This is a genomic window from Snodgrassella sp. ESL0253 (genome assembly GCF_013344965.1).
GTDB lineage: Bacteria > Pseudomonadota > Gammaproteobacteria > Burkholderiales > Neisseriaceae > Snodgrassella > Snodgrassella alvi_B.
In genome coordinates, this window is sequence record NZ_JAAEDQ010000004.1 from 179,529 (window position 1) to 205,405 (window position 25,877).

22 protein-coding genes and 1 rRNA gene are annotated in these 25,877 nt (G+C 43.9%); 5 read left to right on the forward strand and 18 right to left on the reverse strand.

What is annotated here, in order from left to right; translation table 11 throughout:
- Positions 1 to 72: 72 nt before the first annotated feature.
- A complete protein-coding gene (locus GYX26_RS05160) occupies positions 73 to 1,389 on the forward strand; it encodes a DUF445 domain-containing protein (protein ID WP_174828380.1) in 1,317 nt (438 codons plus the stop codon).
- Between the two features lie 109 nt (positions 1,390 to 1,498).
- Positions 1,499 to 3,562: a TonB-dependent copper receptor gene (locus GYX26_RS05165; protein ID WP_174828381.1), complete on the forward strand. Its 2,064-nt coding sequence runs from the start codon at positions 1,499 to 1,501 to the stop codon at positions 3,560 to 3,562.
- A gap of 97 nt (positions 3,563 to 3,659) precedes the next feature.
- On the opposite strand, the gene GYX26_RS05170 is transcribed toward GYX26_RS05165, so the two are convergent.
- Positions 3,660 to 4,163: a Spy/CpxP family protein refolding chaperone gene (locus tag GYX26_RS05170; protein WP_100113826.1), complete on the reverse strand. Its 504-nt coding sequence runs from the start codon at positions 4,161 to 4,163 to the stop codon at positions 3,660 to 3,662.
- Positions 4,164 to 4,785: 622 nt separating this feature from the next.
- Entirely contained in the window at positions 4,786 to 5,961 is a 1,176-nt protein-coding gene (locus GYX26_RS05175; RefSeq protein WP_174828382.1) for a phosphoglycerate kinase, read from the reverse strand.
- Positions 5,962 to 6,215: 254 nt separating this feature from the next.
- Between GYX26_RS05175 and GYX26_RS05180 the strand changes: the two genes are divergently transcribed.
- On the forward strand, positions 6,216 to 6,599 hold the full coding sequence (locus tag GYX26_RS05180; RefSeq protein WP_100113827.1) for an MAPEG family protein: 384 nt from the start codon (positions 6,216 to 6,218) through the stop codon (positions 6,597 to 6,599).
- Between the two features lie 435 nt (positions 6,600 to 7,034).
- Here the strand turns inward: GYX26_RS05180 and GYX26_RS05185 are convergent, their stop codons facing one another.
- The 7 genes from GYX26_RS05185 to GYX26_RS05215 form a co-directional block, all read right to left on the reverse strand.
- Complete coding sequence (locus tag GYX26_RS05185; RefSeq protein WP_174828383.1) at positions 7,035 to 7,322, reverse strand: hypothetical protein; 288 nt, start codon at positions 7,320 to 7,322, stop codon at positions 7,035 to 7,037.
- 309 nt (positions 7,323 to 7,631) lie between these two features.
- The gene (locus tag GYX26_RS05190) at positions 7,632 to 8,813 is read right to left on the reverse strand and encodes an acetyl-CoA C-acetyltransferase (RefSeq protein ID WP_174828384.1); all 1,182 of its coding nucleotides are present in this window, start codon (positions 8,811 to 8,813) and stop codon (positions 7,632 to 7,634) included.
- A 30-nt stretch (positions 8,814 to 8,843) separates the two neighbouring features.
- On the reverse strand, positions 8,844 to 9,509 hold the full coding sequence (locus GYX26_RS05195) for a 3-oxoacid CoA-transferase subunit B (RefSeq protein ID WP_174828385.1): 666 nt from the start codon (positions 9,507 to 9,509) through the stop codon (positions 8,844 to 8,846).
- A gap of 13 nt (positions 9,510 to 9,522) precedes the next feature.
- Complete coding sequence (atoD, locus tag GYX26_RS05200; protein ID WP_100113830.1) at positions 9,523 to 10,176, reverse strand: acetate CoA-transferase subunit alpha; 654 nt, start codon at positions 10,174 to 10,176, stop codon at positions 9,523 to 9,525.
- 129 nt (positions 10,177 to 10,305) lie between these two features.
- Entirely contained in the window at positions 10,306 to 10,608 is a 303-nt protein-coding gene (locus GYX26_RS05205; protein ID WP_174828386.1) for a hypothetical protein, read from the reverse strand.
- A gap of 2 nt (positions 10,609 to 10,610) precedes the next feature.
- On the reverse strand, positions 10,611 to 11,948 hold the full coding sequence (locus GYX26_RS05210; RefSeq protein ID WP_174828387.1) for an acyclic terpene utilization AtuA family protein: 1,338 nt from the start codon (positions 11,946 to 11,948) through the stop codon (positions 10,611 to 10,613).
- 45 nt (positions 11,949 to 11,993) lie between these two features.
- Positions 11,994 to 13,358, reverse strand: a complete 1,365-nt coding sequence (locus GYX26_RS05215; RefSeq protein ID WP_174828388.1) for a CitMHS family transporter — start codon at positions 13,356 to 13,358, stop codon at positions 11,994 to 11,996.
- Between the two features lie 232 nt (positions 13,359 to 13,590).
- On the opposite strand from GYX26_RS05215, the gene GYX26_RS05220 reads away from it, so the two are divergent.
- Complete coding sequence (locus GYX26_RS05220) at positions 13,591 to 14,478, forward strand: LysR family transcriptional regulator (RefSeq protein ID WP_174828389.1); 888 nt, start codon at positions 13,591 to 13,593, stop codon at positions 14,476 to 14,478.
- 21 nt (positions 14,479 to 14,499) lie between these two features.
- On the opposite strand, the gene GYX26_RS05225 is transcribed toward GYX26_RS05220, so the two are convergent.
- Positions 14,500 to 14,817: a ComEA family DNA-binding protein gene (locus GYX26_RS05225; RefSeq protein WP_174828390.1), complete on the reverse strand. Its 318-nt coding sequence runs from the start codon at positions 14,815 to 14,817 to the stop codon at positions 14,500 to 14,502.
- A 289-nt stretch (positions 14,818 to 15,106) separates the two neighbouring features.
- Here GYX26_RS05225 and tkt point away from each other — a divergent pair, with 289 nt between their 5' ends.
- Positions 15,107 to 17,092, forward strand: a complete 1,986-nt coding sequence (gene tkt / locus GYX26_RS05230) for a transketolase (RefSeq protein WP_174828391.1) — start codon at positions 15,107 to 15,109, stop codon at positions 17,090 to 17,092.
- Between the two features lie 61 nt (positions 17,093 to 17,153).
- On the opposite strand, the gene GYX26_RS05235 is transcribed toward tkt, so the two are convergent.
- The 8 genes from GYX26_RS05235 to rrf form a co-directional block, all read right to left on the reverse strand.
- Positions 17,154 to 18,434 carry an MFS transporter gene (locus GYX26_RS05235; protein WP_174828392.1) on the reverse strand — a complete coding sequence of 427 codons (1,281 nt, stop codon included), beginning with the start codon at positions 18,432 to 18,434 and terminating at the stop codon, positions 17,154 to 17,156.
- 40 nt (positions 18,435 to 18,474) lie between these two features.
- Entirely contained in the window at positions 18,475 to 19,662 is a 1,188-nt protein-coding gene (locus GYX26_RS05240) for a M20 aminoacylase family protein (protein WP_202984284.1), read from the reverse strand.
- A 378-nt stretch (positions 19,663 to 20,040) separates the two neighbouring features.
- A complete protein-coding gene (locus GYX26_RS05245) occupies positions 20,041 to 22,371 on the reverse strand; it encodes a hypothetical protein (RefSeq protein WP_174828394.1) in 2,331 nt (776 codons plus the stop codon).
- Positions 22,361 to 23,344, reverse strand: coding sequence for an NAD(P)-dependent oxidoreductase (locus GYX26_RS05250; RefSeq protein ID WP_174828395.1), 984 nt, complete (start codon positions 23,342 to 23,344; stop codon positions 22,361 to 22,363). The genes GYX26_RS05245 and GYX26_RS05250 overlap by 11 nt, the downstream gene beginning before the upstream one ends.
- Position 23,345: 1 nt before the next feature.
- Positions 23,346 to 23,720, reverse strand: a complete 375-nt coding sequence (locus GYX26_RS05255; protein WP_174828396.1) for an EamA family transporter — start codon at positions 23,718 to 23,720, stop codon at positions 23,346 to 23,348.
- A gap of 22 nt (positions 23,721 to 23,742) precedes the next feature.
- Positions 23,743 to 25,173 carry a UbiA family prenyltransferase gene (locus GYX26_RS05260; RefSeq protein ID WP_202984285.1) on the reverse strand — a complete coding sequence of 477 codons (1,431 nt, stop codon included), beginning with the start codon at positions 25,171 to 25,173 and terminating at the stop codon, positions 23,743 to 23,745.
- A gap of 73 nt (positions 25,174 to 25,246) precedes the next feature.
- Positions 25,247 to 25,444, reverse strand: coding sequence for an IS3 family transposase (locus tag GYX26_RS11665; protein WP_370520848.1), 198 nt, complete (start codon positions 25,442 to 25,444; stop codon positions 25,247 to 25,249).
- Positions 25,445 to 25,774: 330 nt separating this feature from the next.
- Positions 25,775 to 25,877, reverse strand: a 5S ribosomal RNA gene (gene rrf / locus GYX26_RS05265); the annotation flags it as partial.

The window sequence follows — 25,877 nt, forward strand, 5'->3', positions numbered from 1 at the left end:
AGCATGAATCGCAATTAGCCGCTAAGCTCAGGTACTGATACATTTACTCCTAGCTGAACCAAACCGATTACCATGTCCACCGCCACCGTTATCAGCTTTCAGCAACGCCAGCGTTTGCGCCGGATGCGCTTACTGGCGACCAGTCTGCTGCTAACAGCCTGTGTACTATTTGTCATAAGCTGCCTGTGGCAAAAACAATATCCGGCACTGGCCTATCTGAAAGCCTTTGCCGAAGCGGCAATGGTGGGCGCACTAGCTGATTGGTTTGCAGTAAGCGCACTGTTTCGCCACCCGCTAGGCCTGCCCATTCCACATACGGCCATTCTGCCGCAAAAGCAGGACAAAATTGCCGATGAACTCGGGCGCTTTATCGAAAATAATTTCTTGCAAGATAAAGCCATTGCCAGCCGTGTCTATCGCCTGCATCCGGCCAGCAAAGCACTGCAATGGCTGGTTGACCCGCACAACCAGCAACACTGGTTGCCTGTTCTCATCCGCCAGATTCCACTACTATTGCGTACCGCCACCGCCAGTGATGTCGCCAGATTCTGTAGCCAGCTTCTCAACCATCAGTACAGCGGCGCCCGTCTGGGCAGAACGCTGGCCAATATCTTAGTGTTAATTCATAAACAGGGTATCGATACACTATTGTTACGCACCCTGTTACTGCAAGTGCGCCAGTGGCTGCAAAACGAGCAAACGCGTGCCCAGCTTGAAAAAAGCCTGCTGTCATGGGTGGGTAAAATCGAAAAAACCGACCCCAACACATGGGATAAGCTCAAAGCATCACTGAAAACTACCCTTACTGCCCAGATTGACGACTGGGTAGCCAGCAAAGCACTCAACTGGGCCGACTCCTATATAGATGCTGTACTGGCCAATCCGCAACATACTTTCTGGCGTGCCTGCCGCAAACAGCTTCTGGTCACCGAACGCCAGTTACGCCGCAACCCGCACTGGCACCAGCGGCTCGCAGCCGGACGGGAACAAATGCTGCATTCAGCCGCATTACAGCAAAGCATCATGGATTTATGGGATAGCTTTGTTGGCTGGAGTGAATATGACACCAGCCAGAGCAACTCATGGTGGCAACAACAACTCACACGCCTGTGTGCCCATATGCAGCAACAGGCCAGCCAGTATCCGCAATTTATGCGCCGGCTGGATACTCGTATTACCCTGTGTGCACGGTTTACCATCCGCCAATACAAAAATCGCGTCAGCCAGTTTATCGCTGATAAAGTGAAAAGCTGGGACAGCAAACAGATGGTCGACAAACTCGAACTGAGTGTTGGCCGCGATTTACAGTTTATCCGCATCAACGGCACACTGGTAGGCGGCTGCATCGGCCTGATTATTTATATTCTCTCCCAGTGGCTAACCTCCTGAACATGCCTGTCAGTATTACTTGACCCGCTCATACAAAATTATTTAAAGATTTGTTTATATTAATTAACATATAATAAATCACATTATCCCATCCGTTCAGGCACTTCCCATGCATTATCGTGACAGCTCTCTTGTCTTCCTTGCACTGTCGTGCCTCTTTACCACCGTACAGGCACAGCCACAGCCGGCCAGTTCTGAAGAACACACTGCCAAATTAAATCCCGTAGTCGTTGTCTCCTCGAAGCAGAATACACCGGGTGTCGAAGTGATTGACCCCAAAGCTGCTCTTCAGCCCCTGCCGGCACAGGATGGCGCTGATTTACTTAAATCCGTCGCGGGAATGAGCGTTATCCGCAAAGGTGGCAGCTCTGGTGACCCTCTGCTGCGCGGCCTTGGTGGTTCGCGCCTGCTGATTACCGCAAACGACCAGTTTGTACTCGGCGGTTGTCCCGGACGCATGGATCCGCCAACTTCCTACCTGTTCCCTGCCAGCTACGACCGGGTAATCATTACCAAGGGGCCGCAGGCCGTCAATCAAGGGCCGGGCATGATTAGCGGTTCAGTACGCTTTATCCGCGATGAAAAACCACTGTCTCATTCTACAGCCAAAGTGGACAGTGCTTTCACCAAAGGTTCATTTGGGCGCAGCGATGCCTATATAGACGGCACACTGGGCAATGAGTATGGCTGGCTACGACTCAATGCCAGCCATACTGAATCTAAAGACTACAAAGATGGCAATGGCAACACCGTTCATTCTGCATTCAAGCGCAATAACCAGATGGCTCAGGCGGCGTTTACCCCTTTTGCCGATACCCTGCTGGCCGTGCAATACGAACACAGCACCGGCCATGCCCGCTATGCAGACCGCAAAATGGATGGCTCCCAGTTTAACCGCCACGGCTGGTCAATGAAATTACGCCAGCAAAACCTCACCGACTGGTTAAGTCAGGTGCAGTTTGAATATGGCCGCAGCAAAATCGACCATGTAATGGATAACTTCAGCCTGCGCACCCCTGCCCCGATGAAAATGGCAGCAGGTATGTCAGGCATGAGCGGTATGCCCGCCACAACCATGCCGATACAGCGCATGTATTCAGTTATGAACCCAGCACGCGAGATTAAATCGGCCAAACTATCCGCACAGCTAGAATTAGGTAATACCCACAGCGAAATCGGTGCTGACTGGCAGAGTGATACAGTTAGCACGCGGCCAATGGTGATGAGTACCAATAAACAGCAGGCAGAAAACTACAACAAACTGCCATTTATGTGGAATCAGACCTACAAGCGCCACGGAATCTATGTCCAGAGTGAATGGAACCTGAACAGCAGCAACAGCCTGTTTAGCGGCCTGCGTCACGACTGGACAAGCACACTGTTTAATCCCCAGAAAAATGCCATTGCCTCAAACTATCTGAACCAGCATCAGGGATTAAATGCCGGATTTATGCGTCTGGAACACCGTGGCAACAGAATCAGCAGCTATATCGGCTATGGTCTGGCTGACCGCGCGCCCGATTACTGGGAACGCAGTAAAGCCAATGGCGAAAAACTGCGCAAGGAAACCAATCATGAAATCGATGCCGGCCTGAGCTATCAGGGCAACAGCATCAACAGTTCCATCGACATCTTCGCCAGCAAAATCAATAATTTTATTCTAATTCAAAGCATTAATAGCAAAAATACAGCCCGCCAGATAGATGCACGCCGCTATGGCTTTGAGGCAAAAACCAACTGGCATTTTGCCCCGCACTGGAATCTGGGCGGCAGCCTTGCCTATACCTACGCCAGCAACCGCAGTGACAAGCGGCCACTGGCACAAACTCCGCCACTGGAATGGCGCACCTACCTCAACTGGGAAAATGAACACTTCAGTGCCGGCGCCCTGTGGCGCCTAGCCACCAGTCAGCACCGCTATGCCAGAAATCAGGGCAATATCGCTGGCATGGATTCAGGCCAGAGCAGCGGCTTTGGCACACTGGCCTTAAATGCAGGCTGGAAAGCCAACAAAAACACATTGGTGCAAATCGGCATCGACAATGTCTTTAACAAAACCTATGCCGAAGCAGTAAACAAATCTGCCTACGATTTCGACACCTACTCCGTACAGGAACGCCGGATTAACGAACCAGGCCGTACCCTGTGGGCACGAGCACAGATACGTTTCTGATCAAGCCCCGCACCCGAAGCCAGTGCAAACAAAAACCCCGGCAGCCGGGGTTAGAAATGACAAATTCAATCTACAGAAACAGAAAATTACTGTGGTCTTAGTACATCAGTTTCTGCTGCTGGCGCAAACGCCAATACTGCTGTTGCTGTTTTGGCGTCAGAATCTGATAGATATCGTGCTCACGCTTTAGCTGTAAAAAATCATAGTCAGCACGTGCCTGTTGCTGTTGTGCCCAGATATGCTGTTCCTGTGCAATCATATTTTTAGCTCTGGCATCATCAAACAACTTACTCAGTACTAGATTTTTGCGTTCCTGACGCAGATTAGCCAGCGTCTGGCGATTTTCATTACTCATAAGCGGACGCCGACTGGCATATTGATGATCAATTTTCTGCACCAGCGCCTTCTGCTGAGTACTCAGATTTAACTGCGGCAAAATCGAATGAGTATTTACCAGACCATTAACTGGCGTCTGTTCCTGTACCACTACCGTTTCAGTCATCACTGCAGTCGGTTGTGCTGTTGCAGTTACAGCAGCAAAAGCACCCATACTCATGGAAGACAAAGCAGCAAGCGTTACTACACGGGCAATAGTTTTCATAACATGACTCCTTGTTATTTAAGTCATTAATACATTACATCCTTATTTCTCAGTATTCCATAAATCAACGTAAAAACAGGAATATAAATGCAATAAATTAGTAAATAACCCTATTCCATTCCTCCTGAAAACAAAACAGCCCCCTAAAAGATACTTCTTTTTAGCCTGCCCGACAGATTTACTTTTTATCCGGTAACACATAGGCAATCACATGTGATTGATACCTGCGGCAGAAATCACCACATAATCCTTAACGGTTTTGATATCCTCCTTACGCAGATGCCATTATTCGTATCCAGTAAGCCAGCCCCTGAGCATCCATGCCCAGAGCAACAGCGTCAATAACCTAGTCCCGCCATAGTCAAGTGCCAGACCACTTAGCAGCAGAATAAATACTGACATAACTGATAATAATTAAACTTGTGCAAAAAATTTAACCCGTGATTACATCATTTACCATTCATACCTATCAAAACAAAATCTTAACCACAAAGCCCATTCATCCCGTCTGCCTTTTCATTCAAACCAGAACTAACAGGCAAGAAAAAAGCGAAATCGCTGTATATAGCGATTTCGCCAGAATCAATGGCACCACAATAATGCCAGCAGATTTTGTCAGCAATCAGGCACGGGCAGTTAACGCCGCTACTGCCGGCAAAGTCTTACCTTCAAGAAATTCCAGAAACGCCCCGCCACCAGTACTGATATAACTGATATCGTCAGTCACACCAAACTGGGCAATGGCCGCCAGCGTATCCCCACCACCGGCAATCGAATAAGCATCACTCTGTGCAATCGCCTCAGCCAGCACCTCAGTACCCTGCGCAAATGAGGCAAACTCAAATACCCCTACCGGCCCATTCCATACAATGGTTTTTGCCGCTTTCATCATATGTGCCAGTCTTTGCGCCGATTGCGGGCCAATATCCAGAATCATGTCATCCGCAGCCACATCCGCTACATTTTTGATTTCAGCAGGCGCATCCGCAGCAAAGCGTTTGGCTACCACCACATCAGTTGGCAAAGGAATATCGCCGCCCTTGGCCGCTATTTTGGCCATAATCTGCCGTGCATTTTCCACCAGATCAGTTTCAGCCAGAGACTGCCCCACAGGCAAACCCTGTGCCAGTAAAAATGTATTAGCAATCCCGCCGCCAACAATTAAATGGTCAACCTTATCTGCCAGACTTTCCAGAATAGTCAGCTTGGTAGAAACTTTACTGCCCCCCACAATAGCCACTACCGGCGCCTGCGGATTCTGCACCGCATGAGTCAACGCTTCCAGTTCTGCTGTTAGCAGCATGCCAGCACAGGCTAATGGTGCCGCCGCAGCCACGGCTGCGGTGGAAGCTTCAGCACGATGCGCCGTACCAAAAGCATCATTAACATACACATCACCCAAGGCCGCATAAGCAGCAGCCAGAGCATGGTCATTTTCCTTTTCGCCGACATTCAGGCGCACATTAGGCAGCATCACCACTTCAGCCGCCTGTAACTGCGGTTTATGCTCACGCCAGTCTTCCACCACCCGAACACTTTGCCCCAGCAATTCGCCCAGACGCTGAGCTACCGGTGCCACACTGTCTTCCGGTTTGGGCGCGCCTGCTTTCGGCCGCCCCAGATGCGTCAGCACCACCACCGCTGCGCCCTGCTGTAAACAATAACGAATAGAGGCCAACGAAGCACGAATGCGCGTATCATCAACAATGACACCATCTTTAATAGGTACATTCATGTCCACCCGAATCACGACAGTCTTACCAGACACATCCTGATCAGCCAACTTTTTAAACAACATGGTAGAGTTCCCGAAACGAAAAACGCCGATAAAATCGCCATACTGCCCCATACTTGCCAGATGACCACATCATCAGCGCATCAAATAGATGAAATAGTTATAAACCACAAAAAACTTGAAAAACTTTAAATTATCTTATAATTTACCCATAGGGTAAAGTCAGAAGCAGGATAAAACCATTATGATTTCCTCCCACCCCCGCCTCTAACTTATCTCACTGTAATACAACCGCATACACAAATAGGAAAAATATTATGACTCTCGCTTACTGGTGTGTTTTAATTGCTATGCTGCTGCCGTGGATTGCCGCTTCCTATGCCAAAAAAAGTGGTGGTTTTGGCACTGACGACAATCATCAGCCACGTGAATTTCTGGCCAAAGCTGAAGGCAAAGCCGCACGTGCCAATGCTGCCCAGCAAAATGGTTATGAAATTTTTGCCCCATTCGCTGCCGCTGTCATCATAGCTCATGCCACCGAAAATGCTGCCCAGTTCACCATCAATTTCTGGAGCGTCCTGTTTATCCTCAGCCGTCTGGGTTATTTTTACTGCTATATCAACGATAAATCCTTTGCCCGTTCCTGCATCTGGGGATTCGGCGTTTTGTGTATCATCGCCCTGTATATCGCCGCCATCTGAATATAAACACCGGCTGATATAAAAAACAGTTAGCAGAGTTACGCTACGGGCTTTTCAGCCATAGGAAGATAATTAATGTCTGCACAAAACAGTTGCTGTCTTTGCGGTAAGGTTAAACTTGGCTAGGACTGAATAACCTGTCACTGTTTTACCTGCGGCAAATGAAGTGCCGGCCTGTCAATGACCAGCATACATACTGGCGAAATTTACTTTGAGAATAAATAGCTGATTAAACACTACCACTCATTTGAGTGAGCAGAAAGAGTTTTTTCTGAATGCCATACACATAAATGTTTCGCAATAACAGACAATGCCCATTCATAGCTAGAGATCGGCTATGAATGGGTTTATGATTAATTCGATAGTCGCGTCAGATTATTTACAGAAAAACTATTTACACAAAATCTGATACAGACTGACTCCTACCACACATAATTATTGATTTGATTTTTTCCATGCATCAACCATTTCAGGAGTTACTTCATTTTTATAGCAAATAGGCGCATATCCACCCGGTCTACTCCATGCGCTTCTTTTTCCACAAGAACTACCATTTCTGGCAGTGTTGTAGGGACAAGCGCAAACACTAGGATACTGCTGTATTGATGCATCAATTATTTTTTGCTTGATAGCATCATCTGTTTGTGTGTTTGACCTGGCTTCCGAAAACTGACTTGTAAAAGACAAAATAACTAACGCTGTAGTAAGTACTAGAAATTTCATTTGTGTTATCTCCTCAAAAAACAGCAATCAATATTTCATAGCAGCATAGATTTTTGAACAGCCCCTTCCACTGGATTTTAACCTGTAAATATATAGATAATAAACCTAAATATACCTTAACCAACTAAATTCATAACATGAGTGAAGCTAATATCCCACAAATGATAGCCAACAAAAAATAGCCCCTACCAACCAAATTTTCCAACTGGTAAATAGTTAGCTGACGCTCATCCAGATACAAAAACAGACCATATAACACTTGTGTTATATGGTCTGCTATTAATCCAGCATCACATTGAATCTACAGCATCACATCCGTTCAACAATCATAGCAATGCCCTGACCACCGCCGATACACAGCGTAGCCAAACCAAGCTGCGCATCTCTGGCCTGCATACCATACAGCAGACTCACCAGAATGCGCGTGCCACTGGCACCAATCGGATGGCCGATGGCAATCGCCCCGCCATGAACATTGGTTTTATCCATATCAAAGTGCAGCTCACGGCCTACCCCGAGGAACTGGGCAGCAAAAGCTTCATTTGCTTCAATCAGATCAATATCCGCCAAAGTCAGGCCAGCTTTCTGTAATGCTTTCTGCGTAGCCGGTACCGGCCCCAGCCCCATCAGTGCCGGGTTCACACCAGCACTGGCATAGCTGCGAATACGTGCCAAAGGTTGCAGCCCCAGTTCTTTGGCTTTGCTTTCAGACATGACCACTACAGCGGCCGCCCCATCATTAATACCGGAAGAATTACCCGCAGTAACCGTACCATCGGTACTGAAAGCCGGCTTTAATTTAGCCAGCGCCTCAGCAGTTGCCTCAGCACGCGGATACTCATCGTGCGCAAACACAACATCACCTTTGCGCGACTTAATCGTCACCGGCACAATTTCGGCATCAAACACACCGGCAGCCACTGCCTGTGCGGCCAGTTGCTGCGAACGCAAAGCCAGCTCATCCTGCTCCTGACGGCTAATCTGGTATTTCTGCGCAATATTTTCCGCTGTAATCCCCATATGATAATGATTGGTAGCACAAGTCAGCCCATCATGTACCATAGTATCAATAACCTGTTGATTGCCCATGCGATAGCCCCAGCGTGCATGGCTATCAAGCAGATACGGTGCCCGGCTCATATTTTCCATGCCACCAGCTATCACAACTTCAGCATCTTTGGCAGCAATGGCCTGCGCTGCCAGTGCCACCGTTTTCAATCCAGAACCACATACCTTATTGACTGTATAAGCTGGCACTGTATCAGCCAGCCCAGCTGCCAGCGCTGCCTGCCGTGCTGGATTCTGCCCCAGACCTGCCTGCAACACATTGCCCATCATCACTTCATCAACCAGCGCGCCCTCAACACCGGCACGGCTGATTGCTTCTGCAATCACCAGCTTGCCCAAGTCTACGGTACCCACACTGGCTAATGAACCATTAAAACTGCCTACCGGCGTACGCGCCGCACTGACAATAACTGCACTTTCCATATCCACTCCTCAACCTGACTGTTTTCTGGTTTACAAACCACGCTGACTGATTGCCATTTCACAGAAATCTTCAGCTACCACAAACTCAGCCTGCGTTTTAGCCCTAATCGTATCCAGATCAACACCCGGTGCATGTTCCTGCAAAACCAGTTGCCCATCTACAAAAGCAAACACCGCCAGTTCAGTGACAATCAGATTAACCTTGTTTTTTGCCGTCAGTGGCAGCGTACACTGTTTCAGGATTTTGGATTCACCATGTTTGGTACAGTGCTCCATACCGATAATTACCCGACGTGAACCAGTAACCAAATCCATTGCACCGCCCATACCCGGCACCATTTTGCCCGGCACCATCCAGTTTGCCAGATTGGCTTCCTGATCAACTTCCAGCCCGCCCAACACACACGCATCAATATGGCCACCACGGATCAGTGCAAATGAAAACGCACTATCAAAAGTACAGCCACCGGCAGCAATCCCGCACGGCTGCCCGCCTGCATTCACCAGATTAGGATTGGCCGCGTCCTGATTGAGCGCCGCCAGTCCCAGAAAACCATTTTCAGACTGTAGGGTAATATGAATATCTTCCGGCACATAATTGGCCACCTGAGTGGGCAGACCAATGCCCAGATTCACCACATCCCCATCATTAAATTCCATCGCAATTCTGCGTGCGATTAACTCTTTTGCATTCATGGTGATTCTTCCCCTATTCCGGATAAATAATATAATCAACCAATGCCGCTGGGGTAATGGCCGCATCTGGCGTAATCTCGCCCACTTCAACCACATTATTGGCTTCGACAATCACTGTTTTCGCAGCCAGTGCCACCAGCGGATTAAAATTCTGCGCCGACAGTTCATACACCAGATTACCCAGCTTATCTGCCGTTTTTGCCTCTACAATAGCCAGATCAGCGTGCAACGGCAACTCAAGCAAAAACTCCCGCCCATTTACGGCAATTTTCTGTTTACCTTCCTCAACAACCGTACCCAGCCCGGTTGGCGTAAGCACCCCACCTAAACCGGCACCAGCCGCACGAATCCGCTCTGCCAGTGTTCCCTGCGGTACCAGCTCCACCTCAATCTCGCCAGCAATCATTTTCTTACCGGTTTCCGGATTGGTACCAATATGTGAAGTGATAACCTTTTTAACTCGATTATGCGTAATCAGCGGGCCAACACCGGTTTCTACAAACGCAGTATCATTGCCAATAATCGTTAAATCTTTAACCCCTGCATCCAGAATTGCCTGTACCAGTTTGGCGGGCGTACCAACCCCCATAAAACCGCCAAACATAATAGTCATGCCATCCCACAGATGATTTTTCACATCTGCCAAACTGAGCTGTTTCGTTTTCATACTCTTCTAACCTGAGACAAACAAAAAACCGAACAGAATAAGTAACCACCTATCCAGTCAACGAGCACATCAGGGCATATCGCATTGCCTGCCGGCAGTGCCGGAAAAGCACTGCCGGCAATTCAGCAATTACTCAATGTCCATATCAAGAATCGCTGCACTCAACCCTTTGCCATGCATATCATGAGCCAGCGTACGGGTTACCCCGCCACCCAAAGCACCATACATCACAAAATTCAGCGCACCGATATTCGGCAATTCGTAACGCACCACATCACCGGTCACAATATCCGCAAAAAATGCTTTTACTTTTTCTGCCGTCACAGCTGTTCTGAGACGCTCATAGTCTTCAGGCCGATAAGCAATTACCGAAATATTTGAGGTATTACCCTTATCACCAGTACGGGAATGTGCAATTTCACGTAACTTCATTATCAAACCTCCAGATAGTCAATATTGGTTTTAACCAGATCTCGGGAAATGTAAGTTGAATCCATCGCTACAATTTCCTTAACAGACTTCATAGCACCGCCCCCACCAGCCGGCCCATTGGTATACAAGGTTTCCACCTCATTACCGACAACAGCAGCTTCAGCTTTAGTGGCAAAACGGCCAGCAACACGGACACGCACTTCATAAGGCTGGCTGTTGCAGGATAAAGTGGCACCATGCAAAGAATTAACCCCAATCAGGTCATAGCGCACTTCCTGTGGTGTAACACTCGAAATGGCAAAGCGTTCTTTAACAATATCCAGAGCCAGTTTGCCGCGTTCTACTGCGCCCGGACCGGCATAACTCATTTCCCCTTCACCAATAAAGCCATCTTCATAGCCTACTGATACTTTCAGTGTTTCAGGACGGGCACGACCAGTCCCGCCAGTAACCGCAACACGGTCTTTACCTTCCTGAGTGAAAGTAATATTAGAGAAATCAGCAATCACATCTGGTGTTTTATATTCATCCGGACGATGAATTTCATACAGCATCTGTTGCTTGCAGGTATCAGGCGTCACCATACCGCCAGAACCTTCAACCTTAGTAATCACCGCATCACCATCGGCACTGATTTCAGCAATCGGAAAGCCCAGACGTGCCAGATCAGGCACATCACGATAGCCCGGATCAGCAAAATAACCACCAGTAATCTGGCCGGCACATTCAAGCAAATGCCCGAGAATAGTACCCTTACCCAGATGAACCCAGTCCTCTGCACCCCATTTGAACTCATGCATCATGATTGACAGGAACAGGGATGGGTCAGAAACACGGCCGGCAATCACAATGTCAGCACCATTATCCAGAGCCTGAACCATAGGTTCCGCACCAATATAAGCATTGGCAGAAACAATTTTCTTACCACATTGCGAAACTGGTTTTTGCAGCTCATCCAGCGGCAAATCCTGCTGCATTACCTGTTCATAAACATCATCGCCCTCGATAATGGCAATTTTCAGATTTTTAGCACCCAGCGAACGCGCAATCTCGGCTGTTACTTTGGCAGCCGCACGCGGATTGGCCGAGCCCATATTGGTAACAATTTTGATACCCTTTTCCAGACAGGCCGGTAATACCGCCTGCATACGCGCTGCCAATAATTCATTAAAGCCAGCTTCCGGATTGTGTTTTTTCTGCCGCTGACCAATCGCAATCGTCCGCTCTGCCAGACATTCAAATACCAGATACTGAATATCCCCTTTTTCAGCCAGCTCTACTGCCGGTTCAATCCTGTCACCACCATATCCGGCACCACAACCAATCCTGATTTTTTTCATAAAATACACCTTATTATTGCAATTAAAGAAAAACCGACCGCATTCTTATAATGGAAACACCCCTGTTAGTATGGCTCCAATCGCCATAATAATAGATGCTGCCCACAATACTGGAATACTGAATTTCTGATGATCGGCCAAATCTACACCGCTCAGACTGCACAATAGAAAAGTTGCAGGTGTAAGTGGGCTTACTGGGAAACCTGTTGTCATTTGACCCAATAGAGAAGCCTGTGCAACCTGAATTGGTGGGAATCCACCAATATTTGCCACCACCGGCATAATGCCAAAATAATAAGAATCAGGATCAAAGATCAGACTTAATGGCATTGCAATCAGACTAATAATGAAAGGGATATGTGAGGCCAAACCATCCGGAATAAATTCACCAGTCGAAACGGCCATTGCTTTCAGCATGCCTGATTCGCTCATAATGCCGGTAAATACCCCAGCAGCAAACAGAATTGTAGCCATCATCAACGCACCTTTAGCATGGGCATTGATACGTGCAGATTGTTCGGCCGGTTTACGATAATTCAGAGTGAGAGCGATACAGCAGGCAACCATAAAAATAATAGTTGGCGCTATTTTGGTTGATACCATCAGAGAAATGACTATAATCACCAGAATAAGATTCGGCCAGAATAAATGCGGACGACGTAATTTCAACTCTTCTTCAGTCAGCTCTTTCGGTTTAAAGTGAGTCACAACTTCAGACTCCTCATCGGTACCAACGACACCACCAGCACCACCAACTAGCCCCAGACGTTTTTCTTCCTTACGTCCCCAATACCATCCCATAAATACCATAAACGCCAACCCGCAAATCTGCGCTGGAATCAACGGCGTAAACAACTCATGTGTCGTCACATCTAGAGCACCTGCAGCACGGATCATCGGGCCAGTCCACGGTAAAAAATTCACCCCAGCACTAAGTGCGGTAATACCAGCCAGAATTTTCTTATCAATGCCCAGTTTGTCATACAATGGAATCATTGCCGGTACAGTAATCAGAAAAGTGACCGCACCATTGCCATCCAGATGGGCAATCAACGCCAGAACACCAGTACCAATAATAATCTTCTTCGGACTGGTTCCTACCACTTTCAGTATCTTGGCAATAATCGGATCAAACATCCCCGCATCGCTGACCACACCAAAGAAAATGATGGCAAACACAAACATCGCTGCCATCGGCGCAAGTTTGGATATCCCACTCACTGCCATCTTAGGAATGGTTGAATAAGCCGGTAAGGCCTCAACACTACCTTGAAAAACAGGTACGATATAAAGTGCAACTATAGCACCCAGAATAGGAATAATAATCAAAGAGACTATCGGAGAAAGCCGCTTACTCATAATACAAAAAAGCAGAGTAGCAATAGTCAATATGCCTATTAATGCCAGCATAAATGCCCCCTTTTTGGGTCGTTATAAATAAAGAAAAAAATAAATATCTAAGAAAGCCCCAGCATTCTCACCATAACGTCCCAGCCTGTCTAATCGATAATAAAGATGGATTAATAAGCAAAACCAATTAATCCGGCAACCTATAGAAAATTTGATTAACTTCAAATTATCTTTACAATTAATATGCTATTGTGAATAGTTCATAGATTAAAATGTTGGCAGATAATGCTATATGAATATATCAATCAAACAGATAAAAGCCTTTCTGGCACTGGTAGAAGAAGACAACTTCACCCGGGCAGCCCAAAAGATTCATCTGTCGCAGCCTGCATTCAGCAGCCTTATCGCCAATCTGGAACAGGAAATCGGCTATCGTCTGTTTGACCGTGATACGCGTAAAGTTCAACTGAATGAAAACGGTATCCACTTCATCAAACTGGCACGCGAGCTCATGTTTGCCTACGAACGTACTACCAAAGAAATACGTTCGCATGCCAATAATTATCAGGAAAAACTGGTTGTGGCTGTCATGCCATCCATCGTCGTACAATGGGTTTCACAGCTTTTAGCCACTTTTCATCACCAGTATGCCAATATCAAAGTTGAATTACTCGATACACAATGGGATTTGTGTCTGCAAGCCTTATTACAGGGACACGCAGAACTGGCCTTAACCGCAAAATCCCCGTCCCTGACTGAAATTTCTTCTGAATTTCTTTTTTCAGACAAATTTCATCTCATCTGTCATATCGACCACCCACTGGCCAGCAAAGAAAACATTGAATTAAAAGATTTACTTGAATATGACATGATAGGCTTTACCAAAGGTACCAGCATCCGTCATTACGTAGACAAAATTGTTGATTTATTCGGAATTAACTATGTAGTAGAAGTTAGCCAGCTCACCACCATGATGGGGCTGGTGGCGGCCAACTACGGCATTGGCCTTGTGCCCAGACTGACATTATTTCAGTTTGAGCACAGAAATCTGGTGGTTAAAGATGTCGCAGACATGAATCTGGAGCGCTCCATCTACCTGATCAAACATAAAGAGCACAAACTGTCAGCACAGGCAGAGAACTTCTATCACCACATCAAAGCCAACATTTTTAGCAATTAACAGCCTGCACACCACTTGCCATTATCTGACAACAGTGGCCGGTAATGCACGACGATGTTTAGAAGTTGATGCAGTAGGCTTTACTGTCACACCGCTAACACTGATATCATTTTGCAACTTCTCATAAGTTGCCTTACCAATGCCCTTTACGCGCATAATCTCTTCTGTAGAATGGAAAGAACCATGTGTATTACGATAATCAATAATTGCCTGAGCCTTGACTGCGCCAATATACGGTAATGATTGCAGCTGTTGCATTGATGCGGTATTAATATTCACAGCAGCCCAAACCGGAGCCATGCCAAACAACAATACCATAATCATAAAAATTTTCTGCATCTCTATCTCCCGCCATACCTGATTGAAGAGTTTCAGCATCAAATAGCTGCACTTGAAATTTGCCAAAAGCATAAAACATAAACAATATTTATGCAATTAGTATTTTTATTATCAAAAATACCCAAATGCCCACAACCAGCATAAGTACAACAAACACACTTTCCTTGATAGGTTTGCACAGATTCAGGATAATTCACACTGTATAAACCCTGTCTCACACAGCAAGGTTCAACACATTACTTTACACAGCTATTGCAACCAGCTATTTCCCTCATCAAAAGGCAACTTCATGGCATCACATCTTGCTAATGCAATTCGCTTCCTGACAATGGACGCAATTCAACAGGCCAACTCCGGCCATCCCGGCGCACCAATGGGTATGGCCGAAATGGCTACAGTATTGTGGCGCGAATTCCTGCAACATAATCCAGCCAACCCCAAATTCTACAACCGCGACCGCTTCATTCTTTCCAACGGTCACGCTTCCATGCTACTGTACAGCCTGCTGCACCTGAGCGGCTACAACCTCAGCATCGAAGACCTGAAAAACTTCCGTCAGCTGCACAGCAAAACCCCAGGACACCCAGAATATGGCTATACCGATGGCGTAGAGACCACCACCGGCCCATTAGGACAGGGAATCGGCAATGCCGTTGGTCTGGCGCTGGCTGAAAAAATCCTCGCCGCCCAGTTTAACAAACCCGGCTTTAACATCGTTGATCACCATACCTACGTTTTCGTTGGCGATGGATGTCTGATGGAAGGCATATCTCACGAAGTGTGCTCACTGGCCGGCACCCTGAAACTGGGCAAACTGATTGTCCTGTATGACGACAACAACATCTCCATTGATGGCAAAGTAGATAACTGGTTCAGCGAAAATATTCCCGAACGTTTTACTGCTTACGGCTGGCACACCGTTGCCAACGTAGACGGCCATAACGAAGCAGCGATCCGTGCCGCCATTACTGCTGCCAAAGCTGAAACCGACAAACCATCAATTATCTGCTGCAAAACCAGAATCGGCAAAGGTGCAGCCAATAAAGAAGGCAGCCATAAAACCCATGGCGCCCCGTTAGGTGCCGAAGAAATTGCGGCTACCCGCACAGCTCTGAACTGGGCGCATGAGCCGTTTACCATTCCACAAGAAATCTATGACGAGTGGAATGCTGCCGCAGCCGGTGCACAACTGGAACAGCAATGGCAGGATTTATTTAGCCGCTACCAGCAACAATACCCAGCCGAAGCAGCGGAATTTATCCGCCGCATGGATGGCAAACTGCCAGAAAACTTTACCGAACACGTCCAAAATGCACTAAACGATGTTTGCAGCAAGGCAGAAAAAGTGGCTACCCGCAAAGCCAGTCAGAACAGCATCGAGATTCTGGCACAAATCCTGCCTGAATTTGTCGGTGGTTCTGCCGACCTTACCCCGTCTAACCTGACAGACTGGTCAGGCAGTACCGCAGTCACAGCCACAGGTGGCGGCAACTACATTCATTATGGCGTACGCGAATTTGGTATGGCAGCCATCATGAACGGCCTGAGCCTGCACGGCGGGATCAAACCATTTGGCGCTACCTTCCTGATGTTCAGCGAATATGCACGCAATGCCCTGCGCATGGCTGCGCTGATGCAGATTAACCCGATATTCGTGTTCACACACGACTCTATCGGCCTAGGCGAAGACGGCCCAACACACCAGCCAGTTGAGCAAATCGCTACCTTGCGCCTGATTCCCAACATGAGCGTATGGCGTCCTTGCGACAGCGCCGAGTCACTAGTAGCATGGGCTGATGCTGCAGCCGCAGACAATCACCCCAGCTGTCTCATATTCAGCCGTCAGGGATTGCCATTTATGCCGCGTGATAGCCAGCAATTGGCCAATATCCGCCGTGGCGGCTATGTCCTGAAAGCAGCCTCTGAAAACTCTGCACGGGCAGTACTTATTGCCACAGGTTCCGAAGTTGAGCTGGCCATTAATGCCCAAACCAGACTAGCCGAACAAGGTATCGCCACTCACGTCGTATCCATGCCCAATACCCATATCTTCGACCAACAGGACAAAACCTATCGTGACAGCGTACTGCCTGCCGGTTTACCGCGTATTGCCATAGAAGCCGGCGTCAGTGATTCATGGTACAAATATGTCGGTAGCGATGGTGCTATTATCGGCATCAACCGTTTTGGCGAATCCGCACCAGCAGAACAGCTGTTTCAGGAATTCGGCTTCACAGTTGATCAAGTTGTCGATGTGGTTAAAAGCGTTATTTAAATCCAGCCACAAAAAAAGCCAGCAATATCTGCTGGCTTTTTTATATCAGCTTACAGCCAATTTAATCTTTAACATTGACATGACGCGTTTCCGGCATCATCAAAATTGCGATAATAGATAATATACTGGTACCAACCACATAATAACCCATTGATATCGCACCGAAATTCTCAATCAGCCAAGTCAGTACAAATTGCGCAGTACCACCAAATAAAGTTACACCAATAGCATAAACAATTGATACCCCTGTGGCGCGCAGTGCAATCGGCATCATTTCCGGAATCGCTACCAGACTACTGGCACCAGTCATACCAGTTAACAACGTTACCATCATCGTCACCAGTAACAGCATTGCCACACTTTCCGTTTTCACCAGCAAATACAACATCGGCACAATCAGCAACATCAAAGCCACACGTGGCCATAACATAATGCTTTTACGGCCATATTTATCGGCCAGAAGTCCCGCCAGCAAAGAAAACAGAAACATCATCAACCCACCTAAAATAGTACAGACTTGTGCAATCTTCGGGTCAAATTTCAGCGTATTGATAGCAAAAGTAGTCATATAATTGCCTACCTGAGCAGTAATAGCAGTTGCCATCAACACCATAATGCCCAATATTACCTCTTTTCTATAGCGGGTGAATATTATCGTCAGCATCTCAGCATCATTGTGATATGTTGGCTCTTCCAGAGTTTCCGGCAAAGCGCGGCGAATATACAGAGCAATCGGAATCAGAGCCAGACTCACCAGAAAAGGTATGCGCCAGCCCCAACTGGCTAATTGTTCCAAACTCAACTGAGCAGAAACCAAATAACCAACTATCCCACCAACAGCTACAGCAATACCCTGACTTGCCATCTGCCAGCTAGCATAAAAAGCGCGTTGATTAGGTGGAGCTGATTCGATCAGCATTGCCGAAGCCGGGCCTACTTCCCCTCCCAGCGCCAAGCCCTGTACCAGACGTGCGAATAAAACAATAATTGGCGCAGCAATACCTATACTTTCATAACTCGGTGTAGCAGCCAGCCCCAACGTACCAATTGTAATTAATGTTACCGTTAAAATCATGGCTGCTCTACGCCCTTTTTTGTCAGCATAAGCGCCAATTAACACACCCCCAAGTGGACGGGTAAAAAAACCCACACCATAAACTGCCACAGCAGTTAGCAAACTGATAAATGCATCATTATTAGGAAAAAATGATTGCCCAATATACACTGCAAAAAACGAATAAATAATAAAATCGTAAAATTCCAATGCATTTCCGGCTACCGCCGCCGCAATCGCCTTCGCCGGAGGCTTGTTGTGCTCTACAGCCGCCTGTCCTGTATTCATATCAATACTCCCTTTATTCTATAAAAATTCAAAATCGGATTTATTGCAGAAAACGTTCTGCCAGTGCTACCCAGTAAGTCGCACCAATGGCAATATTCTTATCATTAAAATCATAATAAGGATTATGCAAATCAAAACCAGAAGCAGCATCCAGCTCTTTCAAACCATTACCAATAAACAAATAGCTTCCCGGGCATTTTTCCAGCATGAATGCAAAATCTTCACTACCGGCCATCGGCTCAGTCTGATCAACAATATTCTCCTCAGCCACCACTTCGCGCGCTATCTGACGCGCAAACTGTGTTTCCTTAGTGGTATTAAATACAGGAGCATAGCCATGCTGATAATCCACCTCAGCCACCACATTAAAACTTTGTGCCTGAGCCTGTACTATCGCCACAATACGCTCTTGTAATAGCCTGCGTACTTCTGGTTTGAAACAACGCACGGTCAGCTTTAATTCCGCCTGTTCCGGAATCACATTATTAGCCACACCGGCATGGAACATACCCACAGTCACTACAGCAGAATCCAATGGATTCACATTACGTGACACAATCGTCTGCAAGGCCATTACAATAGAAGAAGCAGCCACAATCGGATCGTGCGTATTATGCGGCTTCGCACCGTGACCACCTACCCCTTTAACCGTAATCGTTACCACGTCAGAGGAAGCCATCATCCATCCATCATAAAAATGCAATTGCCCCTGTGGATAACCCGGCATATTATGCATCCCATATACCGCATCACACGGATATTTCTCAAACAGACCATCAGCAATCATCCGCATCGCACCACTACCGGATTTGCCATACTCTTCTGCCGGCTGAAAAATCAAATTCAGCGTACCATTAAACGACTTTCTGCCCGCCAATACCTTGGCTGCGGCCAACAACATAGTAGTATGCCCATCGTGACCACAAGCATGCATCTTGCCCACATGCTTGCTAGTGTGAGCAACACCGCTTTCCTCAGAGATCGGCAACGCATCCATATCGGCTCGAATACCAATACACTTTAAACCATTACCAACACGAAGTTGAGCAACCAGACCAGTACCACCAATGCCCCGCTCAACCGTATAACCCCATTGCTCCAACAAACCAGCAACCAAATCACTGGTTCGATTCTCAGCAAAAGCCAATTCAGGGTGTTGATGAATATCATGTCGCAACTGAACAAAAGTACCTAACTCAGCCTCAACTAGCTCCCTCACATCTTTCATAAACATCCCTTTACACATTTAGTTGAAAGAAAAATCATAGCTTACCAAACAGCATTAATATTGACAAAAGAAAATAATTTAATACATTCTAAAAATTATTAATATGAATTTCCATCTTTAACCCATATCAATAAAAATACTGAAAGATAAACAGAGCTAGCGATCATTAGTTTTCACTAAATATAGCATCGTATGCACGTAACTGAATAAAAACCAAATTAACCTGATACAGAATCTTGAATAGGTTTATTTATTTTATAACTGAATCCACAAACAAAAATGCACTTTAATACCATTAAAGTGCACTTACTAATCATTAATTAAGCTTAAATTTAAGAAATTAAAACATAATATTGAAAATACCCATAAAAATGTATTTTATACCGATTTGTTTTGCCTTCTATTATTAAATAATAAAGTCATTAATCCAATTAAAGCCAGCATGGGTAAAAACCATAAATAACGCCATGTAACCGGAAAATAACTAAGCGTTAACATACCATGCAGATGCTGCGGTACAGAGACCTGCACCAGAGAACCAGAATTATCAGCAACAACAGGTAATGAATAACCATTTACATCAGCAGAATAACCATACCACCACAAACGCGGAAAAATTAGGATGGTAGTATCATTATGCTCAGGTATCCGAATCAAGTCAGTATTATTATCATGTTTTACATGCTTAATACCAGCTAAATCAGGAAATACAAAAGGTGAGTTAGTATCCCAACCCTTAGTTTGGTCTAATGGCAACGAAACATACAAATCATTTCGACTGCCAGCAGGTTGAACTTCAATATATCCACACTGCTGAAATTGTCGGCTAAAAGCAGCATAATCGGCCTTATTGACAATTATAGTGCTAATCTGCATCAGCACAGCCTGACAAACAGGCAATTTACCCGTAGTCTGCAAAATATTCTTTAATGTATGTTTAGGCGAAAAAATACCGTGTGCAGTTTTATTAACAGGTAGTACCTGCTCTAATCTTTTACTGCCTACAGGAGAATAACCATTGATTGATTTAATATCATAAAAACCAAACTGTGCTGAAGCGATATCATTTAATTGTCTGGTTTGGCTTAACTCAGTATTATTTGGCAGAGACAGAACATAGCCTTGCAAATTCACATTATCTGGTAACTGAATATGCTCTGGTAAATCAGTTTGACGCAAATAATAGCCACCTAAGGTAGGTAAACTATTTAGCAGCATTAATAATATTAATAAACTTAAACCAGATAAACCAAAAGTGCTTTTTCTCTCTACCATTTTGGGGCTCAATAAAAGCAGCCATACAGAAAAAATCTGCAACACTACAAATATTGGGTGAAGATTCCAAGAATTAAAAAAAGCAAAACAGGATGAAAAAAGAATGATAAAAAAATATTTTTTATTGAAATCAGCCAAAATACTTTTATTTAAATTAAATAAACTACGCTCCATTAGAAATAACATTAATAACATACATAGAATCAATACTAATGTATCAAATCCGGCATAAAAAGGTAAAAATATAAAAAATCCACCCAAAATAGCGTATAAACAATTATAATTTTTTCTGCTTAGTTTTATTCTATTGCCTTTAACAACCGAAGCAAACTGCAAAATATAGAATACAGCCAGACAAACAAATAAAGAAATGAAAGGCAGAAAGCGAAAAGGCCAACGCAAAGGACCAAACTGTGCTGGCATTTGCGACAAAACAAAAAATATAATAATTAATAACAAAATCCATTTCAGATTAGCATCTCTTTGCCAGAGTGTCTTTACGTCACGGTAGAAAAACACCAATGGTACAAATAAAGTAGAAAAACCAAAGGGGATCAACATCAATTTATAAGTGGAATAAGTCATATAATCATAAAACGTGGGAAAGAACCCCAAAATGATCGTAGGCCATGAAGGTGTAAGAGCTCTGTTTTGGCTGTCAAATCCGCTGACGCGATTAATTAAATTATGTGAAAAAATATATTCAGAATAAACCGGAAAAGCAAAAATGCAAGCTAGAATAGTAGGTGTACTTAAATAAAAAACTTTTTTCAGATTACCAGATTGTTTTAGTTGAAAAATTAGATTTACACCAATAAAAACTACATAACCTATTACACCATGAGGCCAGCCAGCAGACAGTAAAAAGATTACTGAAATAAAATTCAGAATAATATTGGTTTTAGAAAAACTATTTTTTAATAAAAAAAATGTGGCAATAGAAGCCATTGCCCAAGCCTGCCCACTAGCAGCATTCCACCAAGCACCAAGATATTGATAAAGAAAAACCGGTTGTATTACTACCAAAGAAGCAAATGCATAAGCATAGGTATTATCCAACTTAAAAGATTTAGCAATAACTAAAGCAGAACAAGAAACCAGTACCATATTAATAAAAGCCAATATCCAGCCTGGTAACTGGATATAATGAAACTGAGAGGCAATGAGAGACACTAGGATATTTTGAGGCAAGAATATACCTTTACCCAAATCAATCATCTCATTACCACCGATATACATTGAGTCAATAATAAAAGGAATTTTACCTTGTGCCCAAATATGACCTATTTGCCTGAAAAAACCGAGCATTTCATAAGCAGCATCATCGATATAAAAAAAATCGCTTTGGAACAGACTGCACACTACAATTACCAAAATAGCATAAAATGCAGAAAATAATAGAGCCTGTCTGGGTGATAGTTTTTCACAACTCATTATTTTGTTTCTTTATATTTATAAAATTATCATAAGCGGCACACATCGCTTCGATATCTGAACAAGAAGGTGCCCAGCCAAGTTCTTGCATAGCTTTGTTACAGTCCAGCAAAATATTCTGATCTGCGATCGCAAACTGCTCAGGATAAAGTAGTGTTAAACCCAATTTATCTAACGCAGACAAAACTGGTTTAATCAAACCAGACGGGACAGGCAAAACAAAAGACTTAGAACCAGCGTGCTTAATTACGGCTTGCAATAACTCTTTAGTTGTAGGTGGTTGAAAAGACCCCAGGTTATAAGTTTCTCGAGGAAAATTTTTTTGCCAAGCAAGCATTGCTGCTGAAACACAATCATCTACACTGACCATCTGATAGTGATTTAAACCATTACCTATCATGGGAACAGGCAAATTTAAAGCAATAAGGCGGAATAATTTACCTAAAACACCTAAACGCCCTGCGCCAGTAATCAATCGGGGGCGAAAAATCGTCGCATTTAATTCTTTATAACTACGAATTAATTTTTCAGCTTCAACCTTGCCACTTCCATATGGCCCTAAGGGATTTTGAGGATGATCTGTAGATACAGGACAGCTACTTACCATGCCGTAAGTCATGTCGGTTGAAAAAAAAACCATCCTAGTTACGCCATTAGCCATCATTTCTTGCAAAATATTGCGCGTGCCATCAACATTAACTTCATAAAACCAATCTTGACGATTGCGCTTAGGAACGGCATCTGCAAACTGTCGGGCAGCTAAATGGTAAACCACATCATCTGAATGTAGATTTAATTTTTTAATATCATTTGTAGATCGGATATCACCATAAATATATTGACTATTTTTTTCTAATTCAGCATCGTTAAAATTTTTGATATCAAAATTAACAACTTCATTACCGGCTTGCAATAACTTCCGAGCAAGTATCTGACCGGTAAACCCACTTCCACCCGTAATAATATGCCGCAATTTATGCACTCCTAGAAATAATTATGATTCCAATACAAATAGTTACCAATCCAGCAATACGAATCAGATTTACATTTTCATGTAAGAAAAAATAACCGATAAAAGCAGTTATAATATAGCCAATCGACAATAAAGGATAAGCCAGACTTACTTCAACTTTACCCAATACCACCATCCATAAACCGATACTAACTGCATATAGACTCATACCTGTCAGAAACCATACATTTAATAACAACTGGTATCCGAAATAAAAATAATCAAGTATAGATTGGGGCATAGAACCAATCGTCTGCATGGTTTTACGTAATGCAATTTGTGCAAAAGCATTTAAAGTAACACTAGTGACAGCCAGCATAAAAGTCAATAAATTCACTACAATTCTTTCATATAAAAAATTACAGATATCGAGCCAGCAATATGACACATATAATTAAGACTAATAAAATTAGACTTTTTTTATCCTGAATAAAAAACACAATTGGATCATCATGCATTAAGCCTCGTTTAGTCTTCACCCACAGATTACCAATCAGATAAATCATAAATAACTGTACCAGCCATAACAAAGCAGGCGTTTTATAATGAACAATTGTTTCGGGTGCATTAATATAAAGACCGAATAAAATAATAGCACCGATATAAGTGCTTATACCTAACGGCCAGAGTATATCCAAATCAGATTTCATATATCCCCTACCCGCAATTAAAGTTTTATTATTATGCATAGAAACCAGCTCAGCACAGCGCTTAACAGTAGCCAAACTTAAAAAAATTAATATCGAAAACGCCAGTAACGCATAACTTAAATCAATATGTATAACAACACCACCAGCAAATATTCTAATAGTATATAATACAGATAGAATAATTATGTCTAGTAAAACGACCTGTTTTAATCTTAAACTGTATAATGTAGTTATGAACAAATATAATAAAAATACACTCAAAAAAAACCATGAAATCCAGACTGAAATAAATACAGCACTTAATAGAAGTAATATGCTGGCCTTGATACCTTGAGCAATAGATAAACGCCCTGAAGCGAATGGACGATTTTTTTTACTCGAATGCTCACGATCATTATCCAGATCCCATAGATCATTCAGAATATAAGTCGCTGAAGCTCCTAAAGAAAAGGCTATAAAAGCAATAGCGACTAAAAATAATTTATGTAAATCATAAAATTGAAAAGCAGTAAGCAAAGGAACAAGGAGGAGGATATTTTTTAACCATTGATGTAAACGAATAGCTTTCAACCAAGTAACTACATTCGTGCTATCATTGCTCAGCTCTTTTAATATTGGTGTTTCAGTTTGAGATACTTTTCTGGTTAACTTATTAACTTTACTTCCTACAATGATGGCTCCACTGGCTTTTTTCCAGATTGGTAGATCTGCATAATCATCACCAATATAGATAAATTCACGTCCAATTTTCTGTTCAATAGCTTTAAATTTATTTACTCCTTTCAGATTATTTTGAGCATCTGTAGCAATAACTTCATCAAAACATTGCAGAAAATCAGCAATTTTGTATGCTATTTCTTTATAAGCCGCAGTAGCAAGAATAATTTTTCTACCCTGTTGTCTTTCATGCTGTATATACTCAATTAACTCATGGCGATAAGGTAAATTTTCTGCTTTAAAATCACTATGCTCATATACAAATTTTTTAAATTCTGCTTTACCAAGAAAATACACTTTTATCAATCTAAATATCTCAAATGGATGTAATTTGAGCATACTAATCAGACTTTCATGTAGTGAATCAGTCTGAATTAGTGTCCCATCTAAATCAACAACCAGTGGAGAATTTGATTGTTCCACGATTTTCCTTTGTAAATCCAACAGAATTAAAACCTAATTTTACATATATATTTCTTGGAATAGCAATACATATTCAAACACCAAAATTAAGAGCTAGCCATTTGTTAAATTCCATGGAAGGCAAATAGCCTAGCAATGAATATAACTGTTTGTGATTGTAGCAATAAGCATAAGCCGCAAAGGGTTGTTGTAATTCCCCACTTACCATGAATTTTTCTCCTTTAACAAGCTCAGCTTTAATATTTTTAATTGTTGCTTCGAATACTACAATATCATACGGATGTAACTACCCCTTAAAATAGTACAGCCTCAAAGTAAAAAATTCTCTCTATTAACCCACAGAGGATTTAATCATGAACAAGATGACTGAACATTAAATCGTAGCTATTTTAAAAGAAGCTCAAGTCGGGTATCCCTGTCAAAGAACTTTGCTGAAAATATGGTATGGCTAATTCACTCTATATAGAGTAAGCACAAATACAAACAGCAGCACTAAGGCTGCTGTTATGTTTTGTATCAGGCATCCATAATCATTGCCTTCTAGCCTTTTTACAAAGCAAGAAACCCGGCTGATCTCTCAACCGGGTTCTTCTTATGGGGAGTCTGGCGGTGTCCTACTTTCACATGGGCATCCATACTATCATCGGCGCTAGGTCGTTTCACGGTCCTGTTCGGGATGGGAAGGCGTGGGACCAACCCGCTAT